Origin of the sequence: Corynebacterium aurimucosum (assembly GCF_030408555.1) — a bacterium.
GTDB lineage: Bacteria > Actinomycetota > Actinomycetes > Mycobacteriales > Mycobacteriaceae > Corynebacterium > Corynebacterium aurimucosum.
This window is the reverse complement of the sequence record NZ_CP047048.1, coordinates 410,649-427,448: the sequence shown is the minus strand read 5'-3', so window position 1 is coordinate 427,448 and position 16,800 is coordinate 410,649. Positions and strand designations below refer to the sequence as shown.

Below are 16,800 nucleotides of genomic sequence, written 5' to 3'. Positions count from 1 at the left end.
GTGTGCCAAACCAGTGCATGAAAAAGGGCCCCCACGGTCACTGTGGGGGCCATTGTCATCGAGAAGGGCTAGATATTACTTAGCCTTCTCCACGATCTCGACGAGACGGAAGTGCTTGTCCTTGGACAGCGGGCGAGTCTCGGCGATGAGAACGCGGTCGCCGATGCCGGCGGTCTCGTTCTCGTCGTGCGCCTTAACCTTCTTGTTAGTGCGCATAATCTTGCCGTAGAGGGCGTGCTGCTTGCGGTCCTCGAGCTCGACAACGATGGTCTTATTCATCTTGTCGGAGACAACGATGCCGGTGCGGGTCTTGCGAGCGCCCTTTTCCTTCTTAGTGTTCACGTTTGCCTCACTCATGATTAAGCCTCAGCTCCCGGAGCAACGGACAGGCCCAGCTCACGCTCGCGCAGAACGGTGTAGATGCGGGCGATGTCGCGCTTAACCGTGCCGATGCGGCGGTTGTTGGTCAGCTGGCCAGTGGCCTTCTGGAAGCGAAGGTTGAAGAGCTCTTCCTTCGCATCTTTCAGGCGGTTTTCCAGCTCAGCGTTGTCGAGCTCACGGAACTCGTGGGCGGGGGTACCGGTAGCCATTAGAACTGGTCCTCCTTCTTGATGATACGGACCTTGCACGGAAGCTTCTGGCCAGCGCGGCGCAGAGCCTCGATGGCGGTAGCTTCGTTCGGGTAGGTCATCTCGAAGAGGATGCGGCCCGGCTTAACGTTGGCAACCCACTTCTCGACGGAACCCTTACCGGAACCCATACGCACGCCGAGCGGCTTCTGGGTCAGGGGGCGGTCCGGGAAGATGTTGATCCACACCTTGCCACCACGCTTGACGTGGCGGTTGATGGCAATACGTGCGGCCTCAATCTGGCGGTTGGTGATGTACGCCGGCTCGAGAGCCTGGATAGCGTAGTCACCGAAGTTGATGCGGTTACCGCCCTTGGACACACCCGAGCGGGTCGGGCGGTGCTGGCGACGGTACTTGACGCGCTTAGGAATCAGCATGGATTAGCCCTCCTGCTTCTGCTGTGCGCGCTGGCGACGCTGGCCACCACGACGCGGACGACCGTTGCGGTCACCGCGGCCACGGCCCTGCGCCGGAGCGTTCAGTTCGGACTCGCGGACGCCACCGACAACGTCACCCTTGTAGATCCACACCTTGATGCCGATGCGGCCGAAGGTGGTGTGGGCCTCTGCGGTGCCGTAGTCGATTTCGGCGCGAAGGGTGTGCAGCGGAACGCGACCCTCGTGGTAGCGCTCGGTGCGGGACATCTCAGCGCCGCCCAGACGACCAGACAGGAGGATCTTAATACCCTTAACCTGCGGCTGGCGCATAGCGGACTGGATGGCCTTGCGCATTGCGCGGCGGAAAGCCACGCGGTTGACCAGCTGCTCAGCGACAGACTGTGCCACCAGGGTGGCGTTGGCGTCGACCTGCTTGACCTCGAGGATGTTGAGGGCAACCATCTTGCCGGTGAGCTTCTCCAGCTCGCGGCGAATGCGGTCAGCCTCAGCGCCGCGGCGGCCAATCACGATGCCCGGGCGGGCGGTGTGAATGTCCACGCGGACGCGGTCGCGGGTGCGCTCGATGACGACGTCGGCGATGCCGGCGCGGTCGAGGCCCTTCTCCAGGTACTCGCGGATCTTGATGTCTTCGGCTACGTAGTTTGCGTAGTCCTTATCGGCGTACCAGTGGGTCTTCCAGTCGGAAGTGATGCCCAAACGTAGGCCGTGAGGATGGATCTTCTGGCCCATTACTTGGCCCCTTCCTTCTGGCTCTCGACAACCACGGTGATGTGGCTGGTGCGCTTACGAATCATGAATGCGCGGCCCTGTGCGCGCGGCTGGAAACGACGCATGGTCGGACCCTCGTTGGCATAAGCCTCGGAGATGACCAGGGTGCGCGGGTCCAGACCGAAGTTGTTCTCAGCGTTGGCAGCTGCGGATGCAACAACCTTGGCAACCGGCTCAGCGGCGCCCTGCGGAGCGTACTTCAGGATTGCAAGTGCCTCGGCTACGGACTTACCGCGGACCAAGTCGATGACGCGGCGTGCCTTCATCGGGGTAACGCGGACGTAGCGAGCCGTTGCGGATGCGGAGGTGATGGTGTCACTCATCGCTTATCGACGTCCCTTCTTGTCGTCCTTGACGTGACCCTTAAAGGTCTTGGTGGGTGCGAACTCACCGAGCTTGTGACCAACCATGGAGTCCTCGACGAACACCGGCACATGCTTGCGGCCGTCGTGGACGGCGAAGGTGTGACCGATGAAGTCGGGCAGAATGGTGGAGCGGCGAGACCAGGTCTTGATGACCTGCTTGGTGCCGGCCTCGTTCTGAGCATCAACCTTGTTGAGGAGGTGCTCATCGACGAACGGGCCCTTCTTAAGGCTGCGTGGCATTGTTTACCTCCTCTTAGCGCTTCTTGTTCGGGCGACGACGGCGCACGATCATGTTGTTCGAGTAACGGTTCGGGTTGCGGGTGCGGCCTTCCTTGTGGCCCCACGGCGACACCGGGTGGCGACCACCCGAGGTCTTACCCTCACCACCACCGTGCGGGTGGTCAACCGGGTTCATAACGACACCGCGGACGGTCGGGCGGACGCCCTTCCAGCGCATACGGCCGGCCTTGCCCCAACGGATGTTCATCTGGTCAGCGTTGCCAACCTCACCGACGGTGGCGCGGCAACGGATGTCGACGCGACGGATCTCGGAGGACGGCATACGCAGGATGGCGTACTTGCCTTCCTTACCCAGCAGCTGGATGGAGGCACCAGCGGAGCGGGCCAGCTTCGCGCCAGCGCCCGGCTTGAGCTCCACAGCGTGGATGGTGGTACCAGTCGGGATGTTACGCAGCGGCAAGTTGTTGCCAACCTTGATATCTGCGTTCGGACCAGCCTCAACGATGGTGCCCTGCTTCAGGCCCTTCGGGGCGATGATGTAGCGCTTCTCGCCGTCTGCGTAGTGCAGCAGGGCGATGTTGGCGGTACGGTTCGGGTCGTACTCGATGTGTGCGACCTTTGCAGGGATGCCGTCCTTGTCGGTACGACGGAAGTCGATCAGACGGTAACGGCGCTTGTGGCCACCGCCGATGTGGCGGGTGGTGATGCGGCCGTAGTTGTTACGACCACCAGTCTTGCTCAGCGGGCGCAGCAGGGACTTCTCCGGGGTCGAGCGAGTGATTTCCTCGAACTCGGACACGGAGGATGCGCGGCGACCCGGAGTTGTCGGCTTGTACTTACGAATAGCCATAATTCTTCCTTTTCCTTTCGGCTCTTCGGTGGGGCTTAAGCGCCTGCGCCGAAGACGTCGATGGAGTCGCTGCCTTCACGGAGCGTCACGTAGGCGCGCTTGGTGGACTTACGCTGACCGTAGCCGGTGCGGGTGCGCTTGCGCTTGCCTGCACGGTTCACGGTGTTCACGGAAGCAACCTTCACGCCGAAGATCTGCTCGACGGCATCTTTAATCTGGGTCTTGTTGGAGTCCGTGGAGACGTAGAACGTGTAGACGTTCTGCTCCATCAGGCCGTAGGACTTCTCGGACACAACCGGTGCGATGATGACGTCGCGCGGGTTAGCGAGCTTAGCCATTACTTCTCCTCCTTAGCTTCCTCGGCGGCGCCGGTAGCGCGCTCGACGAAGGTGTGCAGGGCCTCAACGGAGAACACAACGTCGTCCGAGTAGAGGACGTCATAGGTGTTCAGCTGGCCGGCGTCCAGGATCTGGACGTTCGGCAGGTTGTTGGCGCTGCGGCGAGCATTGATGTCCTCGCGGCCGATGACCAGAAGAACATTCTTGCGGTCGGTGAGGCGCTCGATGAAAGCCTTGGCCTGCTTGGTGGACGGGGTCTGGCCCGGGACGAGCTCCTCGATGACGTGGATGCGCTCGTTACGTGCACGGTCAGACAGTGCGCCGTAGAGAGCAGCCTTGATCATGCGCTTCGGGGTGCGCTGGGAGTAGTCACGCGGGACCGGGCCGTGCACGGTGCCACCACCGGTGTAGTGAGGCGCACGGATGGAGCCCTGGCGGGCGCGGCCGGTGCCCTTCTGACGGAACGGCTTGCGACCACCGCCGCGGACCTCGCCGCGAGTCTTGGTCTTGTGGGTACCCTGACGAGCAGCAGCGAGCTGTGCGTTGACAACCTGGTGCATCAAAGCAATGGATGCCTCGGTGTCAAAGAGCTCGGCCGGCAACTCAACGGTGCCGTTGGTCTTACCGTCAGCGGTCTGGACGTCTAGCTTGAGGTTGCTCATGCGTGTGCACCGCCCTTCACTGCGGTCTTAACGGTGACGAGGCCACCGCGCGCACCCGGGATAGCACCCTTGATGAGCAGCAGGTTGGACTCGGCATCAATCTTCTGAATCTTCAGGTTCTGGGTGGTCACGCGGTCCTGGCCCATGCGGCCAGCCATGCGCTTACCCTTGAAGACGCGGCCCGGGAACGAAGCGCCACCAATGCCACCAACGCGGCGGTGAGCAGCCTGGTTACCGTGGGCAGCGCCCTGGCCTGCGAAGCCGTGGCGCTTCATGGCGCCAGCGTAGCCGTGACCCTTGGTGGTGCCGGTAACGTCAACGAAGGACACGCCCTCGAAGATGTCCACCTTGACCTCCTGGCCGACCTCGTATGCGGAGGTGTCGTCCATGCGGATCTCAGCGACGTAACGGCGCGGGGTCACGCCAGCCTTCTTGAAGTGACCGGTTGCAGGCTTGTTGACCTTGCGCGGGTCCTTCTCGCCGAAGGCAATCTGGATGGCGTTGTAGCCATCGGTTTCTTTCGTACGGATCTGGGTAACCACGCACGGGCCAGCCTCGACGACGGTCACCGGCACAACGCGGTTCTCCTCGTCGAAGACCTGGGTCATGCCGAGCTTGGTGCCCAGAATTCCCTTGATCTCGTTTTCACTCATTGTTTGTTCTCCACCAAATACGTTGTGTCGATCGCTTACTGGATATTCACGTCGACGCTTGCCGGAAGGTCGATGCGCATGAGGGCGTCAACGGTCTTCGGGGTCGGGTCGAGAATGTCGATGAGGCGCTTGTGAGTGCGCATCTCGAAGTGCTCGCGAGAGTCCTTGTACTTGTGCGGAGAACGAATAACGGCGTATACGTTCTTCTCGGTTGGGAGCGGCACCGGGCCGACAACACGAGCACCCGTACGGGTAACGGTCTCGACGATCTTCTTAGCAGAAGCGTCGATGGCCTCGTGGTCGTAGGCCTTCAGCCGAATGCGGATTTTTTGTCCCGCCACGCTTATCCTCTTCCTCGCTTCCCCACTTTCACATTCCCGGCGTATCCGGGGCGTGAAGCGGTGGGAAATTGCTTCTCGATTTCTCTATAACGTTGTCCGGGCTGGAAGCCATGGCTCAACGCCAGTTGTCTGACTGTCATGACGACCACGAGAGTGACTTAAGGCAAAAGCCCAGAGTGCAGTGCTCGTGACGGGGTACAAGACCCGTAGTCAAAGTAAATAGGAAGAAGACTGGGGCGTTAGATCTCAATGATCCGCAACCAAAGTCTTATTCATATACTGCCGCTGTTTATTTGCCATGCCCCTTCTCCGGTCCATCTTCTCGGGATTGTCTCTGCTCAAGCGCGGACCTAGCCCGATCGGATGACCTTCGCGTGTAGTTCTAAAAGAACCCCACAACAAAGGTGTCATGTTCGCCTTACCAGCAACAACGCCCTACAAGCTGAAGCCTGTGGTTACGTCGCTGTGTTAAAGCAACCCCTGTATTTAAGCACGTAACCTCGCGTTTTCCAAACTCCTGCGGAAACAGTGGGTAACATCACGTTTTGGCCAAGGATTGACTCTCCGCCGCCCCGCGGACCGCGTTCGCGGTTAAGCTCGTGACGTAGATACATACCTACATCAACTACACAATGAGAGGGATCCACCATGGCTGAGAACACCACCCCCAAGGACGTCGCCGAGCAGACCGCCCCGGCGAACGACACCACCCCGGCCCCTGCCCCGGAGCGCAACAAGAACCTGGAGACCGATTTCGGCACCACCCGCATCGATGATGTCGTTGTGTCCAAGATCGCCGGCATCGCCGCCCGCGAGGTTTCCGGCGTCGCTGCCCTCGGCGGCGGTGGCGCCCGCATGATGGGCTCCATCCGCGAATCCTTCGGCGCTTCCGAGGACGTCCGCCAGGGCGTGAGCGTCGAGGTGAACAACGGCACCGCTTCCATTGATATCGCCATCATCGCCGAGTACGGCGTGGCCATCCACGAGCTCGCCGAAGCCATCCGCCGCAACATCATGAATGCGGTCGAGCGCATGACCGGCCTGTCCGTCGATCGCGTCGACGTCGTCGTCCACGACGTCAAGCTGCCGCGCGAAGAGGACGAGTCCACCGAGGCAACTCCGGCGGTTACCCAGGGCCAGGCATAACGTGACCTCTGCCGAGCTCACCCTCCCCCTTGCCACGTCCATAGCGGCGGCGGTGACGGATCTGAGGGGCGTCGCCAAGCTTTCGCCCGGCCGGTTCGGGGAGGTCGCGCTGCTCTTTCCTGGTGAGCGCGTGCACGGCATCCGCCGCCCCAGCCCGCAGGATGACACGCACCTGGAGCTGCACATTGTCGTTGATGTCAGCGCAGGCGTGCCACTCGCCGAGCTTGGCGACGTCACCCGCACCACCGTCCGCGCCACCTGGCCCGCAGTGCGCCGCGTAGACGTGGTCTTCGACGACGCGGTCTAAAAGGAACCGACATACAGAACTAAAGGAAAACCATGAAGAACTACACCTCCCTCGGCGTGATCGCCGGCTTGGTTCTGGCCTTTTTCATCTACCTCGGCGTGTGGTACGTCGCCCTCGCGGTCTTGCTTGCCGCGGTCGGCGGCGTCATCGGCGCGCATTTCGACGGCCGCATTGACCTCACCGCGGTGTGGAAGGGCGTGGTCGGCCAGGATAGAGGCCGAGGCTAGTGAGCACCGAATCAACCGGGGTCGCCCTCTTCGGGCGAACCCGCTTTTCCCTGCGCGCGATGGAGAAGGTCATTAACGCCGCCATTGCGAGCGTGCCGGGGACCGCGGCTGTCGACGCCAAATTAGCCGGCCTCGCCGGCCGCGCCTTTCCGCGCGTGATGGCGCAAATGGATCCGGATACGCAGATGGTGGCGGTGGATGTCGACATCGCTGTGTACTGGCCCTCCCCCGTCACCGAGGTGGCGAAGGCAGTTCGCACGGCAATCCGGGAGGCAGTCCGCGATTTCACAGGTTTTCGCACCACTCGCGTCAACGTAACGGTGGGCGGTGCGGTCCCAGGCGAGCGCACAACCGCGCCGGCGGTCGAGACACGCGCGCCACTGTCGGCGCAGATTCCGGCGATTGTTCCGGAGCGCGCTGTGAAGCCGGTGGACGTAAGCCAGCGCGCCGCGGTGCGCCAAGTGTCGACCCCGGCGCCGGTCCCTGTACGCACGGTGAGGGTGCCGGAGGCGGTGCGGGTGAGGGGCGTCGGCAAGCCTGCGGACGTTAAGGTGCGCACGGAAGGTTTCGGCCCCGGCGAGAATCGCTACGACAAGCTGCGCCCCATCCACACGCCCGAACCGCAGCCGCTGCGCGCAGTCACGGATCCTGCGCCGGTACAGGTCCGCTCGGTGCCTGCGCCACGGGAGTTCGCGCTGCGCCACGTCGAAGTGCCCCGCCCGGTTGAACCGCGCGGCGTGGACCTTCCGCACACTTCTCCGCTTCGCGTCCCGCATGCCAAGCCGCTTCAGCTTCGCCCAATTGCGATTCGGCCCTCGGCCGAGTTCACACGCCGGGTAGACGTTCCACGTCCGGTGCCGCTGCGCGCCATCACCATCCGCGAAGGAGGTCATCATGAGTGAGAACTCGCTGCCCGCTGGCTTTGGCCAACGCCCGAAAGCCTCCCCACCGGCGCGGGGGTGGACCATCATCGTGGGCATCCTGCTGCTCGCGGCCGCCGTCGTCGTGGGGCGTGAGGCCTGGGTGGCAGGTGCCAACGAGGGCGCAACCTCGTGGCTGCAGCCCTTCATCGACGTGATGTCCTCGCCGGAGATCCATACATGGATGCTTGTGGCCGGGGGCGTGGCGATCTTCGTCGGGTTGATTCTGTTGTGGGCGGCGTGTGCGCCGCGGAAGACAACGCACGTGCGGATTGGCTCCGAGGATGCGTCGATGTGGCTGCGCGCGGTGGATATTGCGCGGGTGGCGTCGGCAACGGCGCGTCGGGTGCCGGGAACGACGGCGGCGCGGAGTCGGGCCAAGATCACCAAGGAGCGCTCCCGTATCACGGTCACGGCCACGGGCGATGCCGATGATGCGCAGCTTAAGGAGCGCGTGACTGAAGCGGTGACGGCGGCGCTGGCGGCTATCACGCCAGCCCCGGAGGTTACCGTGGTGATTGAGAATGAACAGGAGGACATCGCCAATGTCTAAGAAGCTTGCCGGTGTGGACCGTGCGCTTTTGGCCATACTGGGAATCCTGCTTATTGCCTTGGGGGTGTGGCCGATCCTCATCCACTTCGACGTGTCTTTCGCTACGTACTTGGCCTCGTGGGTGGACCACGACACGTGGGCGGGTCTGCCTGGGCAGTCTTGGTGGCCTTTTGCGCTGGGCTTGGCGACGATCATCTGTGCCCTCACCGGCCTGTGGCTGGTGATAAGCAACCTGCGCCATCATCGCTTTAATTCGATGCCCTCGGAGGAATCGAATGAGGAGGGTGCGATTAAGACGGAGATGCCCGCGATTGCAGGGGCGGTAGCGGATACTCTCGCTGACATTGAGGGCGTGGAGAAGGTATCGCGGCTGGTGGCCTACGACCGCTCGCGGCCGACGTTGCAGTATGACGTGCTGGCAGATCCCGATACCCCGCTGCTGCGCATCAAGGATGCCATTGAGGTCAATGACCGCGACTTCCGCGCGGCCTTCCCGGACGTGGATGTGGATACGCGGTACAAGGTTCACTTCACGAAGGTCCGCAACGCGGCCACATAGCATTTCTCTTGCTCATAAGCCGCCACTGAGCTCGGCGTTTGCTCCTCCGGTTGCGGGGTTGCTGGTGCTGTTTTAGTCTCTGTGCTCATGGGGGATATCGAAACCTATCTCCGCCTTCGCAACTCGGGGATTGCACTGGTGGAGCATGCACCTGGCTCACCCGATGAGCTCCGCGCGCTCGGCGCGGATGCCTCTGATGCCACCGAGCTTGCCGGCCTACACCAGGTGTACTTCGGTCCCACCCGCTTTAGCGGCAAACAACGCAAAGCCCGCCACGCAGCACTCGCCCAGAAACACAGCCTTGGCACCCTCACACTGATTGAAACCTACACCGCACGCGTGAAAAAGACCCTGGATGCCTGGAACCTCCGCGCAAAACTCGCCGCCACACCCGCACACCGCATCCCACATGTTGCCGCCGCACGACTTAAAGAACTGCGTGCTAAAAGAACCGCCAAACCAGGCGTACGCATCACCTACCGGGAACAAGGCCCCAACACCCTTTCCATTACTGACGATGCCACCACGATTGCCAACATGCGCGCAGTCTTAGAATCCACCAACACCACCGACCTCCTTCAAGCCGCCAATGACGTCTTCTTCAAAGAAGGCACTGGATCCACACCCGCGGTGCGCACCCAAGTCATCGTCACATTAAATGAGTTGGACCAGATCATCAGCGGCGAGGGTGATGAAATAGAGCTCAACCTGACTAACGGCGCGCGCATGACAGGCGCAGAGTTTCTCACCCACACGTTTGCCGAAATAGGCTACGCCACCCTCGTCCACCCTCTTGACGGGCCCATCAACACCTGGCGCCTATCGCGCGGAGCAAACCTCAACCAACGCCTTAGCCTGCACGCGGAATTCCACACCTGCTCAAGACCAGGCTGCAACAAACCAGCCGATTACTGCCAAGTCCACCACCTCATCCCCTGGCAAGCAGGTGGCTTTACCAACATCAAAAACCTCACCTTCCTGTGCGCCTACCACAACGGCATTAACGACGATGACCCACAAAGACCTACCGGACGCGGCTACATGTACCGACTCAACACCGGGGTTAGCTTCATCCCACCCTGGGGTGCACCGATAACCGCAATGCCGGAATACCAAGAAGCACTAGCCAGACTCAACACCGAGAAAGCAGCCGCAAAGGCACAGGCCACAGCCCAAGGATCACCGGTCCAAACCCTAGACACAACACCACAACAACCACCGGACCCACCACCCGACAGCAGCTAACCCCAGCCACCACACACAGCAACAACTGAAAGGAAACGGCTCACCACCAGCGACAACACCGCTACCCGCCAACCGAGGGAAGGTTCGCGGGCACACCGGCGATCCTTCAGACACCACCACCCACAAACCACAACAAGGCACGCAGGAAAACCTGCGAGCTTTATGCCAGCGCTACCCATCATCCAAAGCCAGACTAACGGGCAATCCGGCGATCCCAAGTCCGGCTTCACGTGCTGCCGGAAGCAGCAAGAGCTACGGGATCCTTAAGCCCTTAAAGGCGAAGCCAGGCTGGCAGGATCCCCGACTACGCTTCACAGGCCACGGGAAGCGGCATATGCAACGGGGACCCTTAGCTCTTAAAGGCGAACCCGCCAATCAAGGCCAGCCCTAGTAAGGCTCGGCGCACCAGGACTGATTAAAGGGGTGGCGAGGGAGGAGCACTCCAGGGCTCTGACTCGGCAAGGATAAGCTCCTTGATGACGCCAAACGTGTGCATGGACCCGCGTGAGAGGTGAACACAGAATGGGCTTCCGACTTCGCCTGCCTCGATGCGATGCCACGAGAAATCAGTGCGGATGAGCTCCCGGTTTTTGCGCTCGATGATATGCAGACCGTGGTCTGAGGTTACCCTCGTTTAGTGGACACCCTATTTGTACGGATCTTGTGTCCGTAAGAGAGGATGTTCATTGTGAGTCAACAGCGCAAGAAGTACACGCCGGAGTACCGGCGTGAGGCCGCGAACCTGGTAATCGAGTCAGAGCGCCCAATTGCCCATGTGGCTAAGGAAATCGGTGTTTCCGCCGGGCTTTTAGGCCGGTGGGTCAAACTCGAGCGTGAACGCCGAGGAGCCTCGGATGGGATGAGTGAGGCTGATCTTCGTGCTGAGAATGCTCGTCTGCGCCGTGAGTTGGCGGAAGCCAAGATGGATAACGAGTTTTTGTCAAAAGCGACAGCCTTCTTCGCTTTGAGGCAACGCGAGCAGAAAAGTTCGAACTAATGCAGCAGGAGAAGGCGAACTACAGCATCAAGCGCATGGCACGACTATTAAAAGTATCTCGGTCTGGATACTACAAATGGGCCCATGTGCAGCAGAAACGACTATCCGGAAAGGATGATCGGGCAGCATTTTACGATGATGTTGACCGTAAGATTCATCAGATTTGGAAAGACTCCGATGAGGTTTATGGTGCTCCGCGGATCACCGCAGAGCTTGCCGAGCGCTACCACATTTCGCTTAACCGTAAGACTGTGGCGAAGCGGATGCGCATGATGGGCATTGAAGGGATTTCACCGCGTGCCTTTGTCCCGGTGACTACAATCCAAGCCAAGCGTAAGTCGAGTCTTCCTGACCTGGTCAAGCGCATGTTTGATACTGGTGAGCTCAACCGAGTGTGGATGTCAGATATTACCTACCTTCGCACCGGTGAGGGCTGGTTGTACTTGTGCGCGGTCCGCGATGGTCATTCCCGCAGAGTGCTGGGCTGGGCTATGGATAGCGTGCAAGACACACACCTGGTCGAACGGGCCCTGCGGATGGCGCATACACTGCGCGGTGATGTTCCTGATGGGCTGGTGTTTCACGCTGACCGCGGAACGCAATTTACCAGTGAGAAGCTCTGGGAGGTCTGCAGCAGACTGGGCATTGCTCAGTCTGTGGGGCGTACTGGTGTGTGCTTCGATAACGCGATGGCTGAGTCGTTCTGGTCGACGCTAAAGACTGAATTCTACGACCGTAAGCGATGGCCTACCCGTGATGCTGCACGCAAGGCCGTTGCCTACTGGATTGAAGTCGTCTACAACCGTCGGCGCCGGCACTCTGCACTCGGAATGGTCAGCCCCGTCGACTTCGAGAACCACACCGGCGCAATCAACAGCAGAAAAGAAATAGCTGCCTAACCACTAGGTAGCTCCACTACGTGTCCACGATTTGCGGGCAACCCCAGGTCGAGGAGGATGGTTTCCGTTTCGGTGCGGATGAACCACACGCGGTCCCCCACGCTGCGGCGCTTCAATCCAGTCAAGCTGCGATGGTCTTCGCGCAGCCGGGTAACAGACTCGATAACACCAAAGCGGTGCTCGAAACCTTCAGTGTCTGCGAGGACAAGCGGGCGGCCAGGGCCCACCGGACGGAGTGCTGAGACCTGCCACGCCACAGGTTGCCCTCGTTGTCCTTCCTTCGATACCGGCCGTACGACTGCCACGCACGTGGCTCGATGCGGCTGGGAATTAGAGGCGTAGTCCTCTTGAAACTGGCTTGGGATGCGCTGCTCATCGAGGCACCGTGAGGACTCGGTGGGATCCTTGTCAACCACGCCCGCTCGAAGCGCGGTGGGCACATTGGACACTGGGTGCTCTGAGGACTCGGCGGAAGTCTGAACAACAGGGCCCTGAGGAGAATAGGTAGGGACTGTGGGCGTCAAGGTGACGCGGTGAAACGGGGTAACGACGAGCCAGAGGCCTTCGGTGATGAGGTGGCCGTCGAGAGGCACGAGCGGCGGGTGGACGGCTGCCATGGACTCTAGGCGGGCGGTGAGTTCGTCGTCAGGCACGCCCCAGCCGTATCCTTCCGCCGCCAGCATTCCGAACAGAGTTCCCAAGGGTAAGTCCGGTTGGCCTTCCCACGCGGCACGCAGAGCGGCGAGGGTTCGGTCAATACGGGTTGGGTCAAACATGACTCCTAAGCCTAGTAGGCCCACGATCACCAAAGCCGCCCAACCCCATCAGGGATTGAGCGGCTTACAGACCTGCTAATCAGGAAGGGCCTTAAGCCCTAGCGAGAATTAGCCGAGGATCTTGGTAACGCGGCCAGCGCCGACGGTACGGGAGCCCTCGCGGATAGCGAAGCGCAGGCCCTCGTCCATAGCGACCGGCTGGATGAGCTCTACGGACATCTCAACGTTGTCGCCCGGCATAACCATCTCGGTGCCCTCAGGCAGCTTGATAACGCCGGTAACGTCGGTGGTGCGGAAGTAGAACTGCGGACGGTAGTTGTCCATGAACGGGGTGTGGCGGCCGCCCTCTTCCTTCTTCAGGACGTAGACGGAACCCTCGAACTTGGTGTGCGGGGTGTAAGCGCCCGGCTTGATGCAAACCTGGCCACGCTCAACCTCTTCACGCTTGGTACCACGCAGAAGCAGACCACAGTTGTCGCCAGCCTCGGTGTAGTCCATCATCTTGCGGAACATCTCGATACCGGTAACGGTGGTGGACATGGACTTGTCCTTGATACCGATGATCTCGATGTCCTCGTTGACGTTCAGGGAGCCACGCTCAACACGGCCGGTAACAACGGTACCGCGGCCGGTAATGGTGAAGATGTCCTCGATCGGCATCAGGAACGGCTTGTCCAGCTCGCGCTCCGGATCCGGGATGGACTCGTCGCAGGCGTCCATCAGGTCGATGACGGACTGTACCCACTTCTCGTCGCCCTCGAGAGCCTTCAGAGCGGAGATGTGAACGATCGGAGCTTCCTCGTCGTAGTCCTGCTCAGCAAGCAGCTCGCGGATCTCCATCTCGACGAGCTCGATGATTTCCTCATCGTCAACCATGTCGCACTTGTTCAGTGCAACGAGGATGTACGGAACGCCAACCTGGCGAGCCAGAAGAACGTGCTCGCGGGTCTGCGGCATCGGGCCATCGGTTGCAGCAACAACCAGGATGGCACCGTCCATCTGAGCAGCACCGGTAATCATGTTCTTGATGTAGTCGGCGTGGCCCGGGGCGTCCACGTGTGCGTAGTGGCGCTTCGGGGTGGAGTACTCCACGTGGGAGATGTTGATGGTAATACCGCGCTCCTTCTCCTCAGGAGCCTTATCGATGGAGTCGAATGCGAAAGCGGTGTTCTCCTCCGGGTAAGCGTCAGCCAGAACCTTGGTGATCGCTGCGGTGGTGGTGGTCTTGCCGTGGTCGACGTGTCCGATGGTGCCGATGTTCACATGCGGCTTCGTACGCTCGAACTTCTCCTTTGCCACTGTTTGTCCTCCTGGACTCTATGGCGGCTACGTATTTCGCAGCCACGTGGTTTGTATTGCCATTGGCACTTCGAGCCGAAGCCCATAAGCGCTAATGACGCTTTCTTACGTGCCAGTTACACGATCCTAGATTTATGCCGCAGTTTTTTCAAACTGCCCAAATAGGAGGTAACCCCGCCCAACACGTGCGGACGTTGACCCTCGACAAGAATCAATTTAAAGGATCCTGGGAGGGTAACGGCCGGCTCAACGCGCAAAAACCTTTACGCACTCAGCGGACCGCTACCTCCCCAGCGTTGGGAGCTGGTGCCTACTGGCGAAGACTACCAGCCCCCACAGGCAAGGGAATCGATCGGATCCCCTTAAGCCTTAGGCCTTGGCGCCGGTGCGCTCCTCGATGATCTCCTGTGCCACGGAGGAGGGAACCTCAGCGTAGGAATCGAAGACCATGGTGAAGTTTGCACGACCAGCGGTGGAAGAACGCAGGTCACCAATGTAGCCGAACATCTCGGACAGCGGAACCTTAGCCTTAACCACCTTGGCGCCGGAGCGGTCTTCCATAGCGAAGACCTGGCCACGGCGGGAGGAGATGTCACCGTTAACGGTACCCATGTACTCCTCCGGGGTCACGACCTCAACGGCCATGATCGGCTCAAGCAGAACCGGCTTTGCCTTAGCAACGGCCTCCTTGAGGACCTGGGAGCCAGCGAGCTTGAAGGCCATCTCAGAGGAGTCAACATCGTGGTAAGCACCATCCTCGAGGGTGGCCTTGATGTTCACCAGCGGGAAGCCAGCAACGAAGCCGTACTGCATAGCGTCCTGGATACCCGCGTCGACGGACGGAATGTACTCCTTCGGAACACGGCCACCGGTGACGGAGTTCTCGAACTTGTAGGTTGCGGACTCGCCCTCTTCCAGCTCTTCCGGATCCGGGTTATAAGGCTCGATGGTGACGATAACCTTTGCGAACTGGCCGGAACCACCGGTCTGCTTCTTGTGGGTGTAGTCCAGGGACTCAACCTTCTTGCGAATGGTCTCACGGTAAGCAACCTGCGGGTTACCGATGTTTGCCTCAACCTTGAACTCGCGCTTCATACGGTCAACCAAGACGTCCAGGTGCAGCTCACCCATGCCGCCGATAACGGTCTGGCCGGATTCTTCGTCGAGCTGGACCGTGAAGGTCGGGTCCTCTTCAGCCAACTTCTGAATAGCGGTACCCAGCTTCTCCTGGTCAGCCTTGGTCTTCGGTTCAATAGCAACCTGGATAACCGGATCCGGGAAGTCCATGGACTCGAGGATGATCGGGTTGTCCGGGTTACAGAGGGTATCACCGGTGGTGGTTTCCTTCAGGCCGATGAACGCGTAGATGTTACCGGCGTCAGCGTGCTCGACCGGGTTCTCCTTGTTCGCGTGCATCTGGAAGAGCTTGCCCACGCGCTCCTTCTTGTTCTTGGTGGAGTTGAGCATGTTCTCGCCTGGGATAGCCTGGCCGGAGTAAACGCGCACGTAGGTGAGCTTGCCGAAGAACGGGTGTACGGCAATCTTGAAGGCCAGTGCGGAGAACGGCTCCTGAACGGAAGGCTTACGGGTCAGGGTCTCCTCGCCATCGAGGGAGGTACCGTTGACCTCGCCGATGTCCAGAGGGTTCGGGAGGTAGTCAACAATGGCGTCGAGCAGCGGCTGAACACCCTTGTTGCGGTAAGCGGTACCGCAGAAGACCGGGTAGATCTCGGAGTTAACGGTCAGCTTGCGGATAGCGCCCTTGATTTCCTCAATGGTCAGCTCTTCGCCGCCGAAGTACTTCTCCATGAGCTCTTCGTCAGACTCAGCGACGGTCTCGAGCAGCTTCTCGCGGTACTCCTCAGCCTTCTCCTGAAGGTCGGCCGGGATCTCCTCGATGGTGCCATCGGTACCAATCTCGGTCTTGCCGCGCCAAGTGATGGCCTGCATGTTGATCAGGTCGACGACGCCGTCGAAATCATCCTCAGCACCGATCGGCAGCTGCATAACCAACGGCTTAGCGCCGAGGCGATCGATGATGGTCTGAACGGTGAAGTAGAAGTCAGCGCCCAGCTTGTCCATCTTGTTGACGAAGCAGACACGGGGAACGTCGTACTTAGCAGCCTGGCGCCACACCTGCTCGGACTGCGGCTCCACGCCTTCCTTACCGTCGAAGACAGCAACAGCGCCGTCGAGAACACGCAGGGAGCGCTCAACCTCAACGGTGAAGTCCACGTGACCCGGGGTGTCAATGATGTTGATCTGGTTATTGTTCCAGAAACAGGTCACAGCGGCGGACGTAATGGTAATGCCGCGCTCCTTCTCCTGCTCCATCCAGTCAGTGGTGGCGCCACCGTCGTGGGTCTCGCCGACCTTGCGGTTGATGCCGGTGTAGTAGAGGATGCGCTCGGTGGTGGTGGTCTTACCCGCATCGATGTGCGCCATGATGCCGATATTGCGGACCTTGTGCAGATCCTTAAGCACTTCTTGTGCCACAGTTAATACCCCAACTTAATTGTCGTCGACGCCGGCGTCAGTTATGCACTGACGCAACTTCAAATGACGTCTTCATGGATAGGTCTTGGTCTATTTTGCCACGTCTAGGCTTCTTCGTCAGCGTGAGAGCTA

22 protein-coding genes are annotated in these 16,800 nt (G+C 60.4%); 8 read left to right on the top strand and 14 right to left on the bottom strand.

Going from position 1 to position 16,800, the window contains the following annotated elements; translation table 11 throughout:
- Positions 1–75: 75 nt before the first annotated feature.
- Genes rpsQ through rpsJ form a run of 11 tightly spaced genes read right to left on the bottom strand, consistent with a single transcriptional unit; the run spans position 76 to position 5,244 of the window.
- Positions 76–357, bottom strand: coding sequence for a 30S ribosomal protein S17 (gene rpsQ / locus CAURIM_RS02060; protein ID WP_010189641.1), 282 nt, complete (start codon positions 355–357; stop codon positions 76–78).
- Positions 358–359: 2 nt separating this feature from the next.
- Positions 360–590 carry a 50S ribosomal protein L29 gene (gene rpmC / locus CAURIM_RS02055; RefSeq protein ID WP_010189642.1) on the bottom strand — a complete coding sequence of 77 codons (231 nt, stop codon included), beginning with the start codon at positions 588–590 and terminating at the stop codon, positions 360–362.
- Positions 590–1,006, bottom strand: coding sequence for a 50S ribosomal protein L16 (gene rplP / locus CAURIM_RS02050; RefSeq protein ID WP_201828699.1), 417 nt, complete (start codon positions 1,004–1,006; stop codon positions 590–592). The genes rpmC and rplP overlap by 1 nt, the downstream gene beginning before the upstream one ends.
- A 3-nt stretch (positions 1,007–1,009) precedes the next feature.
- Entirely contained in the window at positions 1,010–1,756 is a 747-nt protein-coding gene (gene rpsC / locus CAURIM_RS02045) for a 30S ribosomal protein S3 (protein ID WP_010189644.1), read from the bottom strand.
- The gene (gene rplV, locus CAURIM_RS02040; RefSeq protein WP_010189645.1) at positions 1,756–2,118 is read right to left on the bottom strand and encodes a 50S ribosomal protein L22; all 363 of its coding nucleotides are present in this window, start codon (positions 2,116–2,118) and stop codon (positions 1,756–1,758) included. The genes rpsC and rplV overlap by 1 nt, the downstream gene beginning before the upstream one ends.
- Positions 2,119–2,121: 3 nt before the next feature.
- Positions 2,122–2,400, bottom strand: a complete 279-nt coding sequence (gene rpsS, locus CAURIM_RS02035; RefSeq protein ID WP_010189646.1) for a 30S ribosomal protein S19 — start codon at positions 2,398–2,400, stop codon at positions 2,122–2,124.
- A gap of 13 nt (positions 2,401–2,413) precedes the next feature.
- Entirely contained in the window at positions 2,414–3,250 is an 837-nt protein-coding gene (gene rplB, locus CAURIM_RS02030) for a 50S ribosomal protein L2 (protein WP_010189648.1), read from the bottom strand.
- Between the two features lie 35 nt (positions 3,251–3,285).
- A complete protein-coding gene (gene rplW / locus CAURIM_RS02025) occupies positions 3,286–3,588 on the bottom strand; it encodes a 50S ribosomal protein L23 (RefSeq protein ID WP_010189649.1) in 303 nt (100 codons plus the stop codon).
- Entirely contained in the window at positions 3,588–4,250 is a 663-nt protein-coding gene (rplD, locus tag CAURIM_RS02020) for a 50S ribosomal protein L4 (RefSeq protein WP_010189650.1), read from the bottom strand. Before rplD ends, rplW begins: the two co-directional genes overlap by 1 nt.
- Positions 4,247–4,903, bottom strand: coding sequence for a 50S ribosomal protein L3 (gene rplC, locus CAURIM_RS02015; RefSeq protein ID WP_010189651.1), 657 nt, complete (start codon positions 4,901–4,903; stop codon positions 4,247–4,249). Before rplC ends, rplD begins: the two co-directional genes overlap by 4 nt.
- Before the next feature lie 35 nt (positions 4,904–4,938).
- Entirely contained in the window at positions 4,939–5,244 is a 306-nt protein-coding gene (rpsJ, locus tag CAURIM_RS02010) for a 30S ribosomal protein S10 (RefSeq protein ID WP_003848085.1), read from the bottom strand.
- A 648-nt stretch (positions 5,245–5,892) separates the two neighbouring features.
- Here rpsJ and CAURIM_RS02005 point away from each other — a divergent pair.
- The 8 genes from CAURIM_RS02005 to CAURIM_RS01970 all read left to right on the top strand — a co-directional run bounded on the left by CAURIM_RS02005 (position 5,893) and on the right by CAURIM_RS01970 (position 12,097).
- Complete coding sequence (locus CAURIM_RS02005; protein ID WP_010189665.1) at positions 5,893–6,390, top strand: Asp23/Gls24 family envelope stress response protein; 498 nt, start codon at positions 5,893–5,895, stop codon at positions 6,388–6,390.
- Position 6,391: 1 nt separating this feature from the next.
- Complete coding sequence (locus CAURIM_RS02000; protein WP_010189667.1) at positions 6,392–6,697, top strand: hypothetical protein; 306 nt, start codon at positions 6,392–6,394, stop codon at positions 6,695–6,697.
- Between the two features lie 32 nt (positions 6,698–6,729).
- Positions 6,730–6,924, top strand: a complete 195-nt coding sequence (locus CAURIM_RS01995; RefSeq protein ID WP_010189668.1) for a hypothetical protein — start codon at positions 6,730–6,732, stop codon at positions 6,922–6,924.
- Positions 6,924–7,826 (top strand): Asp23/Gls24 family envelope stress response protein, encoded by a 903-nt coding sequence (locus CAURIM_RS01990; protein ID WP_201828700.1) that lies wholly within the window; start codon positions 6,924–6,926, stop codon positions 7,824–7,826. Before CAURIM_RS01995 ends, CAURIM_RS01990 begins: the two co-directional genes overlap by 1 nt.
- Positions 7,819–8,397, top strand: coding sequence for a DUF6286 domain-containing protein (locus CAURIM_RS01985; RefSeq protein ID WP_144656611.1), 579 nt, complete (start codon positions 7,819–7,821; stop codon positions 8,395–8,397). The genes CAURIM_RS01990 and CAURIM_RS01985 overlap by 8 nt, the downstream gene beginning before the upstream one ends.
- Positions 8,390–8,956, top strand: coding sequence for an alkaline shock response membrane anchor protein AmaP (locus tag CAURIM_RS01980; RefSeq protein WP_201828701.1), 567 nt, complete (start codon positions 8,390–8,392; stop codon positions 8,954–8,956). Before CAURIM_RS01985 ends, CAURIM_RS01980 begins: the two co-directional genes overlap by 8 nt.
- An 87-nt stretch (positions 8,957–9,043) precedes the next feature.
- Positions 9,044–10,201, top strand: coding sequence for an HNH endonuclease signature motif containing protein (locus tag CAURIM_RS01975; RefSeq protein WP_201828702.1), 1,158 nt, complete (start codon positions 9,044–9,046; stop codon positions 10,199–10,201).
- Between the two features lie 679 nt (positions 10,202–10,880).
- A protein-coding gene (locus CAURIM_RS01970; protein ID WP_201827686.1) for an IS3 family transposase occupies positions 10,881–12,097 on the top strand; the annotation gives its coding sequence in 2 pieces (ribosomal slippage) (positions 10,881–11,142 and positions 11,142–12,097; 1,218 coding nt in all).
- On the opposite strand, the gene CAURIM_RS01965 is transcribed toward CAURIM_RS01970, so the two are convergent.
- The 3 genes from CAURIM_RS01965 to fusA all read right to left on the bottom strand — a co-directional run bounded on the left by CAURIM_RS01965 (position 12,094) and on the right by fusA (position 16,668).
- Positions 12,094–12,873: a hypothetical protein gene (locus tag CAURIM_RS01965; protein ID WP_201828703.1), complete on the bottom strand. Its 780-nt coding sequence runs from the start codon at positions 12,871–12,873 to the stop codon at positions 12,094–12,096. The genes CAURIM_RS01970 and CAURIM_RS01965 overlap by 4 nt on opposite strands.
- A gap of 108 nt (positions 12,874–12,981) precedes the next feature.
- On the bottom strand, positions 12,982–14,172 hold the full coding sequence (tuf, locus tag CAURIM_RS01960; protein ID WP_070444762.1) for an elongation factor Tu: 1,191 nt from the start codon (positions 14,170–14,172) through the stop codon (positions 12,982–12,984).
- A 369-nt stretch (positions 14,173–14,541) separates the two neighbouring features.
- Positions 14,542–16,668, bottom strand: coding sequence for an elongation factor G (fusA, locus tag CAURIM_RS01955; protein WP_070645245.1), 2,127 nt, complete (start codon positions 16,666–16,668; stop codon positions 14,542–14,544).
- Positions 16,669–16,800 lie beyond the last annotated feature (132 nt).

Coding starts and splice junctions, on each gene's coding strand:
- rplD (WP_010189650.1), bottom strand. CDS start 4,250: ATGAGCAACCTCAAGCTAGACGTCCAGACCGCTGACGGTAAGACCAAC.
- rplC (WP_010189651.1), bottom strand. CDS start 4,903: ATGAGTGAAAACGAGATCAAGGGAATTCTGGGCACCAAGCTCGGCATG.
- rpsC (WP_010189644.1), bottom strand. CDS start 1,756: ATGGGCCAGAAGATCCATCCTCACGGCCTACGTTTGGGCATCACTTCC.
- CAURIM_RS01965 (WP_201828703.1), bottom strand. CDS start 12,873: ATGTTTGACCCAACCCGTATTGACCGAACCCTCGCCGCTCTGCGTGCC.
- CAURIM_RS01980 (WP_201828701.1), top strand. CDS start 8,390: ATGTCTAAGAAGCTTGCCGGTGTGGACCGTGCGCTTTTGGCCATACTG.
- rplV (WP_010189645.1), bottom strand. CDS start 2,118: ATGAGTGACACCATCACCTCCGCATCCGCAACGGCTCGCTACGTCCGC.
- rplB (WP_010189648.1), bottom strand. CDS start 3,250: ATGGCTATTCGTAAGTACAAGCCGACAACTCCGGGTCGCCGCGCATCC.
- rpsQ (WP_010189641.1), bottom strand. CDS start 357: ATGAGTGAGGCAAACGTGAACACTAAGAAGGAAAAGGGCGCTCGCAAG.
- rplW (WP_010189649.1), bottom strand. CDS start 3,588: ATGGCTAAGCTCGCTAACCCGCGCGACGTCATCATCGCACCGGTTGTG.
- rpsS (WP_010189646.1), bottom strand. CDS start 2,400: ATGCCACGCAGCCTTAAGAAGGGCCCGTTCGTCGATGAGCACCTCCTC.
- CAURIM_RS01975 (WP_201828702.1), top strand. CDS start 9,044: ATGGGGGATATCGAAACCTATCTCCGCCTTCGCAACTCGGGGATTGCA.
- CAURIM_RS01985 (WP_144656611.1), top strand. CDS start 7,819: ATGAGTGAGAACTCGCTGCCCGCTGGCTTTGGCCAACGCCCGAAAGCC.
- rpmC (WP_010189642.1), bottom strand. CDS start 590: ATGGCTACCGGTACCCCCGCCCACGAGTTCCGTGAGCTCGACAACGCT.
- CAURIM_RS02005 (WP_010189665.1), top strand. CDS start 5,893: ATGGCTGAGAACACCACCCCCAAGGACGTCGCCGAGCAGACCGCCCCG.
- rplP (WP_201828699.1), bottom strand. CDS start 1,006: ATGCTGATTCCTAAGCGCGTCAAGTACCGTCGCCAGCACCGCCCGACC.
- CAURIM_RS01995 (WP_010189668.1), top strand. CDS start 6,730: ATGAAGAACTACACCTCCCTCGGCGTGATCGCCGGCTTGGTTCTGGCC.